Below are 14,411 nucleotides of genomic sequence, written 5' to 3'. Positions count from 1 at the left end.
CCGACGATCTGACATCGTCTGTCCGACCAGGTCCTACTTTCTACGCAGTAGTACCGTACGAGCCATCTGCCGCCACAGCCGGTCCCTGCTGATCGAGGATTGTTCAATCAGTGCCGTATTGAGGTGACCGTGGCCCGTAAAGCAGCCCGTTCGGCGGCCCGGCATGCAGAAGCCGATAGCTCGCCACTCCGGCAATATCGTGCCCCCTGTCCGTCAGCGAATTCGCGACCTGCTTGATCGCTGCCATGACCAGCATGCCGATCAGGCCACCGCCAGCATTGTTGTTGCCCTCGTTGCTGTTAGCGCTCGCACTACCCTGCCATAGCACGTCACCGGTCTTGAGATCGACCAGCCTGGCGGACGCCGTTACTACTGTTGCACTGTCGACGATGTGGTACACGGAGCCGTACTGTGTGATCTTCGAATACAGCGCGGCGTCAGCACCGAAGATCTCCCGAAGCTTCGCGGGGGAGGTTGCCTGAATATCGGCCGGGACGGTCAGGCCGTTCTGGCGGAATGTCTCATCCATCACCGCCACTGGCACCACGTAGTAACCCGATTCGGCGAGTGGCATCGTCATCTGCGAAAGCATGCTGTTCGTCGCCTGCACGTCGGTCGTCTCGTTTTCTGGCGGTAGAACGAGGATTGAGTGCGGCCGGCTGTTCCTGAAAGCGGTGTAATCGGCATGCTTGACGGGTTGCGCACACGCAGCTAACAACGCGAACGTCGAGAGGGCAAACCAAAGTCTGAAAGAAAGGAATCTGGACATGACGGCTCGCTTAAGGCTGTTTCGTTTTATGTTTCATCAGGAAGTCCATGTAGGTCGAGGACTCCGGAAACAGTTGCTTCTCGGACTCGAACTCCTGCATGGCCTGGGTGTCGTTCCCGACACTCGCGTACAGCATGCCCAGTTGCGCATGAAATCCCGGCGGCGGCGTGTGCCCCTTGCCGCTGATGTCCTGGAGGGCCTTTTCCAGCGCATCGATCTGCTCCTGCGGAGCCTTTTCTCCCTTGAGATAGTCGTACACGGCCGGCTGGTAGCCGGTCCACTGGTAAAGCGGCTGGGGGCGGTTCGCCGCGCATCCCGCGAGGAGCATGGCTGTCGCCATTACTGGCAGACAGATTCCCCGCATCATGCGGCTATGTTTCATCGTGAATCGCGTCATCATATTTATGGCAGATGCGGTTGAAAGTGGATGGAACGCAATGGCCCGGCACACTTACTGTGCGGCCTTGAGCGTGCCTGCATCGACCTGCTCGACCAGGTGATTGACGGCCTCCTGAATCGCCAGATCGAGCACCTTGCCGTTCAGTGTCGAGTCGTAGCCGGCGGTTCCGCCGAAGCCGATGACTTCACGGTTCGAAAGGCTGAACTCGCCCGCTCCCTGGCTCGACGCCACGACTTCCGATGTCGTCGTGTCGACGACGTTCAGGCTGACCTTTGCGTAGGCCACCTGACTCTTGCCACGGCCGAGGATGCCAAATAGCTGCCGGTCGCCGACCTCCTTGCGACCGAACTCCGTTACGTCGCCGGTGATGACGAAGCGCGCCCCCTTGATCGATTGTGCTTTTTTGAGGAAGCCTGCTTCCTGGCGGATTTCGTCGAGGTTGTCGCGATCGAGCACATTGAAGCGCCCAGTCTGCTGGAGCGCCGTAATCAGGATGGTTTTGGACTGACCACCCAGACGGTCAACGCCGTCCGAGAAGATGCCGCGCATATAGCTCGACCGGTTGTCGAACTTGCCGACTGAAATGCCGATGGGTTGGCCCACCGCTGGCTTCTGCGCACTGGCGACGGGAGGCACCGGCAGCGAGCGCGACGACTCGGTTGCACATCCGCCCAGTGCCACCACAACGGCAACAGCAACGGCTCCAAGCCCATTCGTTTTCGATAACTTCATTTTGTTTTCCTCTTTGTTGAAACGCCGAAAACCCGGATAGCGTCGGCGGGGTGAATATCAAAATTGAGCGGTCAACTGGAAACCGAGCGTCACGCGCGCAGTGGGAAAATCTGACGGCTTGTAGATTGGCGTCCCGGCGAACAGGTCATAGGCGAGCGCGCCAGCCTTTGCTGATGCACTACCGCGCACACCGATCACCGCACCTGCCAGTTGCGTACCGGCGAGATATGCGGCGTTCGGTCCGAACACTTGCCCGTAATCGATGCCTGCGTAAAGTGACTGCCCCGTCGATCCAACCGGTAGCTGCAACTCGTTGCGCCAGAAGAAACCGCGTTCGGCCGCGAGCATCGTTTCGCCGTCGAAGCCGCGCACCGTGTAGCGGCTGCCGATGGTCAGGTCATCGATATAGTTCAGCGTGTTGTTCGTGAACTGCCCATGCACGCTCGTCACGTAACGCAATGGCTGGCTTGCGACCTTGAACGGCACCGACAGGTTCGCGTCGAGGATGGCCATGCAGAAGCGGTAAGTCGGGCCATTCTCGTAGAAGTCTGGTGTCGCCCCGAGTCCGTCCACACCCTGACGGTACGCGAGACTACCGTCGAACTGCGAACTGCCGAAGTAGTGGCGATCGGTCAGGCCGGCCTCGATGAACGTGTTGTTGCGCCGCTGCTGCGGGATATCGGTGTCTTCAATGAAGCTTTCACCGAAGCGCTTCGTCAGGCGGAACTGCGCACCAAGTACGTTGTTCTGGCTGCGCATCAATACCCGCTGAAGTTTGAAATCGACAGTCTGCGCGTTGCCGCTCGACACGAACGTCTGGTTGACGCCCGCAATCTGCTGGTAGTACGTGTTCGTGTAGGCCGATAGCGTGCCGGTCCAGTAGCCCCACGGAACCGAATAGAAGCCGTTCCAGCCGTGCGAACCGAGACCTTTGTCGCCGAATTCGAGGTCCTGGCTCACACCAACGTTGAAAATGTCGTTCAGCCCGAGCGGATTGTCGATGCCAAGGCTCAGGTTGCCTTGCAGCTTGCCGGTGGCCCGCGTGCCCGAGTTGTCCACCGACGCAACCACCGTCCACGGCTTCGCGCGCTTTACCGTGACGACAACGTCGCTTTCGCCAGGTACGTCAGTGGGTTCGATTTTCATGTCCACGTCCTGACTGCTAACGCGCTTCATCTGTTCGAATCCCTGTTCGAGGTCGCGTAGATTCAGCACGTTGCCGTTTTGCGTCGGGAATGCCGACTTCCATGTGCCGCGCGTGGCAGGATCCGCAAAGCGAACCTTGCCGATGACACCCGGCACCAGTGCAAACTTCAGCGTGCCGGTTGACAGGTCCTGCGCGGGAAGCAATACGCGCGTCGTGATGTAGCCGCGACCGAGAATTGTCTGCTGCAATCCCTTGGTAAGCGTGTCGAGTCCTGCCTTGCCGACGCATTGCCCCCGGTAATGGTCGAGCCATTCGCGGGCGAACGCGAAGCGGTCGAGCGGCAACGCGGATGCGCCCTGTTTGCGTATGGCATCCGGCAGCGTCGCGGGCACATCAAGCACGAATGAGTTGATGCGGAAGCACGGCGTTTCGACCGGCAATTCGGGCCAGCCTGAAACGCGTGCAATGGTCGAAAGTACCGACGGCGCATTGACCGTCGCGTCACGTTCCTGTGCATTGCGTTGCTGCTCGACCTGCTGGTTCTGCTCGGCGTTGGCGTGTGCCGCTGCTGCGGTATCCGCAGGCGTCGGAGTCTGCTGCGCATGGGCGAGCGTTATCAGGGCTGTGAGCGGTAATGCCTTCAGCCTCTTGCGGATTTTCATTCGAATTGCTTTTAGTTGATGACTGAACTGCTGCTTGATCGATACGCCATTTTTTCAAAAAGAACCTGCAATTCTCGACTCTTCTTCGCCCTTCGAAAAATTATCAGATAGATCACCTGACTCTCTGGGCTATTCCTTTTTCTTCGCTGACGCCGCACCGAGGAACGCGCAGAATGCCAGCGCCGCTGCGATTCCAACTGGCGCAAGTATTCCCGGCAATGTAGAAATCATTGCAACGATTCTTTTTGCCGAATCAGCAAGGCCAACTTTAGCTATTCCAATGAAAAACAATGAAGCATATATCCCTATCAGAAGAACAATAAAAACCTTCCAGAATCTATACCGACCAAGCCAACGCGAAATGGCTGGTCCAAGCAGGCCGCCAAAAACACCGCTCCAAAAACCGTCGATCATTGTTAGCTCCTCATCACTTGCTTGATGATCCTTGAGGCGATTGAACAGCGGCCTGGGCAGCTTTACCGCTGCCTGTCCCAAGACCAATTTGTTGACCTGAAGCACAAAGCCGGGGATTGTGGCAACATTCCTTACCGAATTCTCGACACCTGCCCAGCTAAACATCGACGTCGCGAACATGCCGTTTACCGCTCCCACACTCGCTGCTGCGCCCAGACCGACCGCAGAGAATTGCTGGTTGAGATAGAAACCCGACTGCAGTACATGGAATGCTAAGACTTATCTTCGCCCGCTTTTCGAATGGCATCTCGGCCCAAGAAAGCCACGAAGGTTGCGCAGGCAGATAGAGAAAGAAAAATCAGCATTGGGAGCGGTAAAAAAAGCTGTCCGAATCTCGCTATCGTGGTCTTAAATCCAACGACGACCAAGCCCAACACAAAGGCCGCCCCATACAAAAGGATGATCGAGACGACGAAAACTTTCCATAGTCGAAATTTACCAAGAAATTTTCCGATTAACGGCCCAAAAAGGCCACCAATAATGCCACTTACGATCTCATCTGACATAACCGCCCCTGTGCTAGTTTTTAGCATCACCCGAGTTTGCAATCGCCTGTGCGGCCCTGCCCGCCGTCTGTCCGATTGCGAGCGCGTTCCCGCGGATCACCGCACCCGGAATCGTCCCCCAGTTCCTGATCGAATTGGGAATACCCGCCCACCCAAACATCGACACCGCAGCCATGTTGCTGTATGCGCCAAATACAGCAGCAGTGGCAAGCCCGGCGGAAGAGAAATTCTGATTGAACGTGTCATAAAAGCTGCCGCCTTTAAACACCGACACCAATGCACCTGCTCCGACTCCGGCAGTGTAGGTACCGCCGGAAACCGCTGCACCACTCAACGCGGCCGTCGCAAGAGAATACCCCGCCTGCGCAGCCTTATATGCGGCATACGCTTCTGGAGCCAGAACACCGGCAGCAACGCTTCCGACAACGACACCCGCAGCGACGCCCGTGTCCCGCACGTTATTCTGGGCAGTATTGTAAAGATCGCCCTGCGCCTGGATCACAGCATTCAGCGTCTCATCACTGCACTGCGCACCCGCACCGCATACCTGTGATACCAGATCCTTCTTTTTCTGGTGAAGCATCTGGTTGTACAACTCGACGTTCGACGCCGCGGCCGCGCCCGCCGTGCCGCCCACCAGCGCGCCACCTACGCCCGCCGCCACATTCGCAGCGAGGTTGCCGAGCAGTTCGGAGCCCGTATCTGATGCGACACCCTTGGACAGGCTCTCAAGCTGCCCCGCCAGCTTCGAAGACAGGCCCGCACCAGCCGCACCACCGATCGCCCCGAATGCGCTGCCCCCACCGAGGCCGCCGATCAGCGCACCACCCGCCAGATGCAGCAGTGCACGGTTGTCACCGCCTTCGGCCCACGCTGCGGCCGTGGCCGTGTCACCAGCCTTTTCGGCTGCCTCCTGTTTCGCCTCAGCATACGCACCAATCCCCTGCGCGACCACTTGGCCCGCCGCCTCCGCGGCCGCCATCGTGTCCGCCTGCTGCGAGAGCAGGGCGTTCACGTCCGGCGTTTTCGAGACCGTCCCGTTGGCATCCGTGGTATCTCGGCTCAGCCCCGCCACATCTTGCGTCTGCTTCGCGCCGTCCGTGATATTGATAGCACCCGCGCTGACCGCACTGCGCGTGGTCGCGCTGTCGTCACCGTTCTCGTTCTGCGAGATCATCGGCACAACGCCAGGAGCGCCACTCACCGATCCCGGCCCTGTCGCCTTGCCGGTATTGCCAACGCCGATACCCGCGCTGATCCCGTTGCTCGACGCGCTGTAATGCGACTGGTTCTCGATATCGCTGAACGTCAGTGTGCCCGTCGTCAGGCTGTTCTTCGACGCATCGGCATCGCTCGCAATCACCGCGCCCTTCAGGTCCGTGTTGCCGTTGACGTTGACGTTGAACCCGCCGTCGCCGGCATTGATCCCGGCCTGTTCGTTGACGCCTGCGTAGTTCGAATCGGCATGGCCGTTCTGCGCGCTGAAACTCGCGCTGCCGCCGCCCTGGCTGATCGTGAATCCGCCGCCTGTGCTGCTCTGGTGCGCGGCGCTGTTCGTCACGTCCTGCACACTGACAATGTTGAGGTTGCCGCCCACGTCGGCCGCGATCTGCTTGCCGTTGATCTGCGAGCCGATGATGTTCGTGTCGCCGCCCGATATCACCGTGACGCTGTTCGCGCCGTTCACATGCGACGCGTTCTGGATTGACGCGTCGCTGTTCGCATCGCCATGCGCGTTCGACATCGCCGCCGAGACGCCAAAGCCGCCGCCCAGCGTGTACTGAACGCCAACACTTGCGCTGCTGGAACTGTTCGAGCTACGGGTCGAATCGGTGTCCGTCGTGTTAATAACGTTCACCTGATTCTTGGCCGCCAGAACGACATCATTGGCGTTCACGTTTGAGCCGGCGATCGTCAGATCGCCATTCGTCGCGACGAACGCTGCCGTGCCTCCTGCCTGCACGCCGGAGCCGCGTTGCATCGTTTGATCTTCCGACGACTGGCTTTCGCTCTTGCTTGACCCGATGCTGACCTTGATGCCGATGTCGGGCTTGCCGTCCGCTGTCATGCCCGCAGAGGTCAGGCCGGTCAAGGCAACGTCGCCCGCCGCCGCAATGCTATGCAGCGCAGCCGCACGTTCGTTGCCCGTGCTGGTCGAATTCTTCGCTGCCTGACTTTCCGAATACGCGTTGTTGATCGCATCGCCGACCGAACCCGCCAGACCAATCGTGAGGCCGCTGCTGCTCGTCTTTTGCGTCTGCGCCTGGTGCGAGGTATCGGTCGCCGCGTCGATGATGACGTTCGCCGCCGTTCCGGCGAGGTTCCCGCCTGCGACTAGATCGCTGCCCGTGACGTGCAGGGTGTTGCCCGCCTGAATCGACAGGTCGCCGTTCAACGAGCCGATTGTGCTCGCGTTGTTCGTGACACTCGATGCCTCATCGGTCATCGCGAGTTTGTTGGTGCCGACCGTGACGCTCAACCCGCTTGTTCCCAGACCCGTTCGCGTCTCCTCATAGGTGCTGGACGACTGCATGGTGTCCTGTGACGTGGTGATATTCACGTCATGCGCGGCACTGAGCGCGACATCGTTCGTCCCGACAATCGTGCTGCCCTTGACGCTGATGTCGTTGCCACTGGCGATAGTCACGGCGTCTGCGGAAACCATGCTGCCCTGCGAGAGCGTGGCGGTGGTGTTGCTCGAACTCGCCACTTCCTTGCCGCTTACGATATTGCTGTGGCTGTGCTGCTCCTGTTCGTTGTCGACGTGCGTTTCCGTTGCCGCACCGATGTTGACGTTATCGGCTGCGGCGAGCGTCGCGGTTCCCTGGTCGAGACTGATCGCGCTGCCCGTGACATTAATATCCTTGCCTGATACAACGGTCAGCGAATTGCCTGCATTGAGCGTCGTAGCCGTGAGCGTATCGTCCGAGCGGTGCGACGACTCCGAGTAACTAACGTGGCTATCGCTACCGGAACTGTTGCTGTCAACTGTTGAAGTTGATTTTGCCGCCTGCAAGTTCACATTGCCATTCGCAGCAAGTGTGCCGCCGCCCGCGAGATTAATGTTCGCGCCCGTCGCCGTCAGATCGCCGCCGACGCCAATCTGCGAAACGCCGCCGACATCAATCGAACTGCCTGTCGTCTGGTTGAGGCTGGTGTTCGACACGCCGTTCGCGCGCTCGACGATCTTATGTTCGCCAGTCTGTACCGAACCAATATCGTAGTTCCCGCCCACGGCCACACCGAGGTTGCCGCCCACGCTCAGGTTGCCCGCGTTCTGCTCGACGTTGCCGCCCGTGACGATCACAGCATCGCCCGCCACGTTCAGGTTCGCAACAGGGCCGAGCGTCGTCGTGGTGCGCGTCGCACCCGTCGCGCTAACCTGATCAACGGTCTTGACCGCCGTGTTCAGCAACAGGTCGCCGCCCGCGTTCAGCGCGAGGCTGCCCGCGTTCACGGTGGCCGAGGTCAGGTCAACATTGCCGGTGGTCGCCAGCGACATCAGGCCGCCGCTTTGCAGCTTGCCGAACGCGTTGTCGATCTGCTGGCCCTGAATCGACAGTGTGTTACTCGCCTGTACCGTGCCGCTATTGCTGAAGGTCTGCGTGTTCTGAAGGTCGATGTCGGTCGCCGCAATCAACGGCCCGTTCATGTCCTGCTGGCTGGCCTTCGCGAGATAGACGACGGGCACGAGTACCTGTTTCCCGTTGACGGTCTCGGTCTGCATGATGATCACGTTGCTCGTGAGCGCTGCCACCTGTTCAGCCGACAGGCTCATGCCGAGCGGCAGATCAAGCGACTTCGACAGCGACGCGCCCGCGTCGAGCATCGCCTGATACATCGACTGAAGGTCGGTGTACGGACCGAGTACCGCCTTGCCGGTGAGCGACGTAATCTGGTTCCGAACCAGTTGCTGTTCGTAGAATCCATCGCCCAGGCGCTTCTCCGTCGTCTGCGGATTCAGGCCAAGCTGTTGCAGGTAGTAATCGCTCGATATGAACGTCTTCTGGTTCGTGAACGCCGGGTTGGTCTCGATCAGGTAGGTTGCGCCCGGTGCGGTCGCGGGGCTGAACAGTCCGCCCTGGGGAATCGAGAGGTTTTGCAGCACGTTCTGCGCAGTCGCATTGGCGATGACCGGATTGACCATACTGCCGCTGCCATTGACCCAAGCAGCCCCGGCCTTCGCGCCATTCGCGTTGCCGCTCACGCCGCCGACAGTGACGCCGCCCAGCGACTGACCGGGGGAAAGACCGAGCGACGGAATGCCCGCGTTGCCCGCCGTGTTATCGATGTTCACGCCCGTGCCGGAAAGCGTTCCGCCCGCGACGAAGCTCGACTCGTAGCTCGGGAGCGCGTAAGAGCGGATATCAGCCGGTGCCGCCTGGGTATAGCCGCCCGGCCGTGAGCCAACAAACGGCGCATCGCCAAACGGTAGCGTCCAGTTGTGTTCGGTGTTGTCGTAGTTGTTGTAGTGGTAGTAGCCTGAGTACGTGACCTGCACTTCGGGCGCGCTCTGCCCCTGCCAGCTATTCTGGTCGAGCGTGGTAGGCGCGGCGATATTGCCCACTGCCGCGACCGCGCTCCAGTAGTTCTGGAACAGGCCGACCTTCGACGCGTCCAGATTGCCGCCCGCCATGATTTGCGCCTGCGGACTGATGCCCGCAATCAGGTTCGCGAGTGCTTCGCCCGTATAGGTCGTGTACTGGTAGCCGCTATTCCACTGACCGCCGTGCGGCGGGATCGTGTACACACCGCCAATCATGGTCAGGAATGCCGGGTTATCCGGCTGGGAGATGCCCCAGCCTATGTCCTGACCGGAGCAGGCGGCCATGTCGACCGCCGTGCAGCCCGACAGGCTGATGCCGAGCTGCGCGAGCAGGGCCGGATCGACCGACTGATTCAGGCCCGTCGTGGTCATCGTCGTGCGCGTGTTCGTCACCTGAGCGGCGTGCAGTTCCATGTCGCCGGCCGACTCGATCAGCGCCGACTGGTTGCGGATCAGGCTAGCGTTCGTGTAACTGCCGTCCGCATTCTTTCCGCCCGCCAGTACCACCTTGCCAAGACCGTAAATCGCCGTCGTCGCCTGGGTGTCGGTCGTCGTCGTGTCGTCGCGGTTCTCGATGTCGTTCGACAGCAGTTCGAGCGTTCCGTTACTGCCCGTCGCACCGATCAGTGCGGTCGGCCCGACGTTTGTAATTGATTGCGTGGCGTTTAGCGAGACGCTGCCGCCGACCATCGTCCCTGTGTTCTCCAGCGTGTTCGAATGCGTCGCGAGAGTGCCGCCTGCCATCATGACGCCGCTATTCTGGACGTCGGCGGCATTGATGTTCAGGTCGTTCGTCGCCTCAACCAGCGCGCCATTGCTGAACGTGCCCGGCAGGGTAAAGGACAGGTCATGACCGGCGTTGAACTGCACATCTGGCGTGGGCGCAAAATCGCCCTGAACGCTCACTGCAACGTCATTGGCCGCGCTGTAGGCACCGCCGCCCGTCAGCGTCGCGGCATTCACGGCAAGGTCATGCGTCGCGCCAATCTGGCCGTTCGCATTCGTCAGCGCGCCGGTCGTCGTGATTGCGACATCGCCATTCGAACCGGCAAGGTTGCCGATCTGGCCGCCGCTGTTGTCCACGATGTCCGCCTGAACCGCGAGGCTCGCGCCGCTCAGTTGACCGCCCTGCGTATTGGAGAGCGATGACGTGTCGACGGCCACGTTACCGTTGCCCGTCATCACGCCGCCACTGTTGACGGTCTGACTGCCGCCTTGCACGGTCATGTCGCCCGTGCCGAGATTGCTGACGAGACCGTTCGCGTTATTGACCGACGCGGCCTGAATGGCGAGCGTGCTCGCGTCACCCGTCGCGCCCGTGCCGGACTGGATCTGTCCGTTCGTGTTCGTCAGCGTGCCGCCGCTGGCGAGAGACAGCGACGAGAGAGAACGAACCGAGCCTTGCGTGTTGTTCAGGTCGCCCGAGATGTTCGCAGCGATATTGCCTTGTGCCGCGAGCACGCCATACAGGTTGTTCAGGCTTGCCGCCAGCACTGCGATCTGCCCCGCCGCAATGATCTGGCCGCCGATGTTCGAAAAGACGCCTGCGCCATAACCGGGTGCGATTGTCAGCGTGCCCGTACCGGCATTGAGAATAGTGCCGTAGTCGTTGACGAGCGCACCAGGCGCGAGCGTGAAGTCTACGCTGTTCGTTTGCAGCGTGCCGCCGTTTGAATTGTCGAACGTGCCGCTGATGCTGAAGCCCATCGACGACGGGCCATACTGCGTGATCGTGCCGCCGTGGTTCAGCAGGTCCGTCGCTTTCAGTGCGAGCTGGTTTGCCTCAATATCGCCGCCGTCATTGTCGAGCGTCGTGCCCGTCGTCAGCGTGAGGTCGGGCGCGACAATCGAGCCTCCGTCATTGGTCAGCGAGCCCGTGCTGATGGTTTCCTTCGTACCCGCACCGATCTGGCCGCCGTTATTGTTGAACGTGCCGCTCGTGATGTTCGTATCCGTGTTCGACAGCAGCTTGCCGTTCGTGTTGTCCAGTTCCCCGCCGACTGTTGCCGTCAGGCCGTTCTGTGCGATCACCGAACCCGATGCGTTATCGAGCGCGCCGCCCTGAATCGAGCCCTCGCCGTTCGTGGCAATCCTGCCGCCGACGTTGGATACTTCGCCAGCACCATTACCCGAATTGATCGACAGCTTGCCGGTCCCGGCATGCGTAATCGTGCCGCCATCGTTGTCGAGCGCGGCTGGTGCAAGAGTCAGGTCCGTGCTGTTGGTCAGGAGTGTGCCGCCTGCCGAGTTGTCAAGCGTGCCGGTCACGTCGAGCGTCGTCGCGCCAGTTCCGGTCTGCGTGACCGTGCCGCCGTGGTTCACAAGGTTAGCGGCGTGCAGCGTGAACTGGTCGGCGCTGGTCGTCCGGCCGCTGTTGTCGAACGTCGCGGCGAGAAGTGTGAGCGCGCGGGCCGCGCCAAACTGGCCGGTGTTCGTCAGCGTCGTGCCGGCCGAAAGCGTCATGTTCGCATTGGTCGCGAACGTGCCGCTGTTGAACAGAGCCTGCACGGCCGACGCAATGAGGCTCTGGACCGCAGTGATAGACCCTGCATTGGCGACCTGTCCTGACTGGATGCTGACGTTCCCGTTGCCGCCGATAGCGCCGCCCGCGCCGTTGTTGAGCAGGCCGGTCGTCGTGATGGAAACGCCGTCTGCGTTTAGCGACGCGACGGTTCCGCCCGAGTTATCGAGCGAACCACTCGACGAAGAAAGCGCGCCTGCGGCCTGCATCGTGCCGCCCTGGTTATTGATTGCGCCCGTAACGGACTCGGTCAGCGTGCCACCCGAAACGATCTGGCCATTGTGGTTCGAGAGTGCGCCCGCAGTGATGGTTTGCGCACCACCCGACGACATTGCGCCGTTGTCGTTCGTGAGCGTACCGGCCGCACGCGCGTCAAGCGCTCCGCCCGCCGTCGCGGTTGCGCCCGACAGGTTCAGGTCACCGCTGTTCGCAGCGAGTGAAAGCGCGCCGTTCGCCGACGTGCGACTGCCAGCGAGATTCACGCCGCTGCCTGAGAGCGACGCACTACCACCTGCGACATTCTGGCCATTGGCGTTCAACTGGCCGGATGCCGTTACGTCCAGGTCGCCGGTCTGCGCGAGCGAGCCGTCGCCGTTCACGCCAGCCGCGAGCGTGCCAGTCGAAGTCACCGAGCCAGCGCTCAGGGAAGTATTCTGCTGCGCGGCAACCATGCCGCTGTTCGTGACCGTACCGCTGGCCGAGAGCGTCGCGCTTTGCTGCGCGTAAGTCGTGCCATTGTTCTGGATATCGCCGCCGGTTGCGGCAAGATTGCCGCTTGCGCTCGTCTTGCCGGTGAGAGCTAACAGACCGTTCGATTGCAGCGTCAGGTCGCCCGCCTGCGCGGCGATCACGCCCTGGTTCGAAACACCTACGCCATACTCGTTGCTCGCCAGAAAAATCCGCCCGCTGTACATCCCTCCCAGCTGGCTCACATCAATCGAGACGGCTGGTGCGGGTCCGTCGCCTGCGATCGGCGTGAACGCAAGTGAGTCGTGACCGATCTGGTTTGCGCCCGTGATAACATTCAGGCTCTTTCCGGCGTACACCTCCGCATTGACCTGCACCGCGCGGGCCAGGAGGTCAACCTGGTCCACAGTCGAACCGTCGAGTCCCGCGCCTTGCACGGTGATGTTGCCGCCCCTTACACTAAAACCAGTGAGCGAACCATCGGGTGCGAAGTTCGGCGTACCGGTCGTCAGAATGGCACGCGAGGTATTCAGAAAGCCGCCGCCATTCACCGAAATGCCGGAGCCGTTAGCGATCACCACCTCTGCGCGTTGCCCTGCAACTTCAAGATGGCCGTTGATCTGACTCGCCGCGCTGCTGTTGACCTGGTTCAGGATGATGCGCGCGGCCTGGTTCGCCCCGAAGTTCGCGTTGCCATTGATCTGCCCGGCCTGCTGCGTGCCGGTGATAACGGGCGAATTATTGAGAATTGCGCCGTTTTTCTGTACGTCGAACTGTCCGTATGTATTTACGGATACACCAGCCGAAGACGGACGGTTAATGTCAACCTGTGGCAGACCATTCTGTGTCTGGATCACGGACGGCGCATGGGTACCACCCGGCACAATCTGCGCATGGGCGAGCATCGGGGCAAACAACGCGCCGCCCAGCCCCACCAGCACGGCAAATGCCACAGGGTGCAGCGCGAACCGGAAAGCATGCCGCCCGCTCGATTGAGCGATATGTGCCGCGCCTGCTACTTCTTCCTGATCGGTCTTGCGTGCGCCGCTCGCCGTTTCCTCAACCGCGACCAGCATACCTCTACATTGGCTGAAAACCAGCCTGAACATGTTCTTATTCATTCTGTGTAGCGTATTTTTTGACGTATCGAAAATACCTCAAGCCACTGCTCGAGTAAGTCAAAGATTGTCAACGTGGGCAGAGCAACAACGAAAACTGAAAACAAGATCTATCTGATGGACGCGTACGACAACATATGCAATCACAATGTGCAAAACGAATAGACGTCTGCTTAACGCCGTGCAATTGAAAAAGGCGGCATCAAGCCGCCTTCATTGGGTTGCTGACAGAGCCAGTTAGTGCTTCGTCGTGGTAGTGCCAGGAGTCGCAAGTCTGTCCTCAGCGCTTCGCGCGGCATCGGCCAGCAGGTCTGCCGCATCGCGGGCGGTGAGACGACGGTTCGGAATACCCTTGGCGTCGAGCGCCAGAACCGTGAACAGTTCATGATCGCAATTGTTCATGCGCCTGTAGTCTTCGCCGATATGGATCATGACCTCAAGCAGATTCCGCTGGTCGTGTCTTTCCTCAGGCGTTGCAGAAGGATTCCTGAACAACGAAGTCGCAAGCGTAATCAGGTGTTGAAGTTGCTGTCCCTGCCTTTCACAAAGATGGAAGGCAGCCAGCGCGAGACGTTCATACTGAAGCGCATCTACGGGGGTGCGGGAAGAAGGCTGTTGCCTGGTAGCTTTGGTCATACGCGGTCCGGGTTATGGTTAAGGATGGCCCGGTCACACCTATGAGCGTGGGTGAGCGGGCACATGACAGGGCTGGAAAACCGGTGCAACACCAAACCGGCAGGCCCGAGGGCCTCCCCACCACAGCCCGCCCATTGGCAAAAACGATAGACGTGCGGAAGTAGCCGCACGCCCTTGCGGACGTGCGGGGTGTTGCGTGACCAGGTTTCCAGG

8 protein-coding genes are annotated in these 14,411 nt (G+C 60.5%); all 8 read right to left on the bottom strand.

Translation table 11 applies throughout. From position 1 onward, the window contains the following. Positions 1–103 precede the first annotated feature (103 nt). The 8 genes from OKW27_RS18570 to OKW27_RS18535 all read right to left on the bottom strand — a co-directional run bounded on the left by OKW27_RS18570 (position 104) and on the right by OKW27_RS18535 (position 14,198). Positions 104–769 carry a DUF799 domain-containing protein gene (locus OKW27_RS18570; protein ID WP_429334358.1) on the bottom strand — a complete coding sequence of 222 codons (666 nt, stop codon included), beginning with the start codon at positions 767–769 and terminating at the stop codon, positions 104–106. A gap of 10 nt (positions 770–779) precedes the next feature. Continuing rightward, positions 780–1,136, bottom strand: a complete 357-nt coding sequence (locus tag OKW27_RS18565) for a DUF4810 domain-containing protein (RefSeq protein WP_429334630.1) — start codon at positions 1,134–1,136, stop codon at positions 780–782. Between the two features lie 84 nt (positions 1,137–1,220). After that, positions 1,221–1,901 (bottom strand): CsgG/HfaB family protein, encoded by a 681-nt coding sequence (locus tag OKW27_RS18560; protein ID WP_184061842.1) that lies wholly within the window; start codon positions 1,899–1,901, stop codon positions 1,221–1,223. A 57-nt stretch (positions 1,902–1,958) separates the two neighbouring features. Then, on the bottom strand, positions 1,959–3,710 hold the full coding sequence (locus OKW27_RS18555; RefSeq protein ID WP_429334357.1) for a ShlB/FhaC/HecB family hemolysin secretion/activation protein: 1,752 nt from the start codon (positions 3,708–3,710) through the stop codon (positions 1,959–1,961). Positions 3,711–3,839: 129 nt separating this feature from the next. After that, positions 3,840–4,304, bottom strand: a complete 465-nt coding sequence (locus OKW27_RS18550) for a hypothetical protein (RefSeq protein WP_429334356.1) — start codon at positions 4,302–4,304, stop codon at positions 3,840–3,842. 92 nt (positions 4,305–4,396) lie between these two features. Next, positions 4,397–4,690 (bottom strand): hypothetical protein, encoded by a 294-nt coding sequence (locus tag OKW27_RS18545; protein ID WP_429334355.1) that lies wholly within the window; start codon positions 4,688–4,690, stop codon positions 4,397–4,399. 13 nt (positions 4,691–4,703) lie between these two features. Further along, positions 4,704–13,565, bottom strand: a complete 8,862-nt coding sequence (locus OKW27_RS18540; protein ID WP_429334354.1) for a hemagglutinin repeat-containing protein — start codon at positions 13,563–13,565, stop codon at positions 4,704–4,706. A 234-nt stretch (positions 13,566–13,799) separates the two neighbouring features. Further along, on the bottom strand, positions 13,800–14,198 hold the full coding sequence (locus OKW27_RS18535) for a hypothetical protein (protein WP_429334353.1): 399 nt from the start codon (positions 14,196–14,198) through the stop codon (positions 13,800–13,802). Positions 14,199–14,411 lie beyond the last annotated feature (213 nt).

The organism is Paraburkholderia sp. 35.1, assembly GCF_050436525.1.
In the GTDB taxonomy this organism is placed as follows: Bacteria; Pseudomonadota; Gammaproteobacteria; order Burkholderiales; family Burkholderiaceae; genus Paraburkholderia; species Paraburkholderia tuberum.
This window is presented reverse-complemented; position numbering and strand designations above follow the sequence as displayed.

Bases quoted from the DNA above. Each gene is read 5' to 3' on its own strand.
- OKW27_RS18550 (WP_429334356.1), bottom strand. From the start codon at position 4,304: ATGTTCGCGACGTCGATGTTTAGCTGGGCAGGTGTCGAGAATTCGGTA.
- OKW27_RS18535 (WP_429334353.1), bottom strand. From the start codon at position 14,198: ATGACCAAAGCTACCAGGCAACAGCCTTCTTCCCGCACCCCCGTAGAT.
- OKW27_RS18555 (WP_429334357.1), bottom strand. From the start codon at position 3,710: ATGAAAATCCGCAAGAGGCTGAAGGCATTACCGCTCACAGCCCTGATA.
- OKW27_RS18540 (WP_429334354.1), bottom strand. From the start codon at position 13,565: ATGAATAAGAACATGTTCAGGCTGGTTTTCAGCCAATGTAGAGGTATG.
- OKW27_RS18560 (WP_184061842.1), bottom strand. From the start codon at position 1,901: ATGAAGTTATCGAAAACGAATGGGCTTGGAGCCGTTGCTGTTGCCGTT.
- OKW27_RS18570 (WP_429334358.1), bottom strand. From the start codon at position 769: ATGTCCAGATTCCTTTCTTTCAGACTTTGGTTTGCCCTCTCGACGTTC.
- OKW27_RS18565 (WP_429334630.1), bottom strand. From the start codon at position 1,136: ATGATGCGGGGAATCTGTCTGCCAGTAATGGCGACAGCCATGCTCCTC.
- OKW27_RS18545 (WP_429334355.1), bottom strand. From the start codon at position 4,690: ATGTCAGATGAGATCGTAAGTGGCATTATTGGTGGCCTTTTTGGGCCG.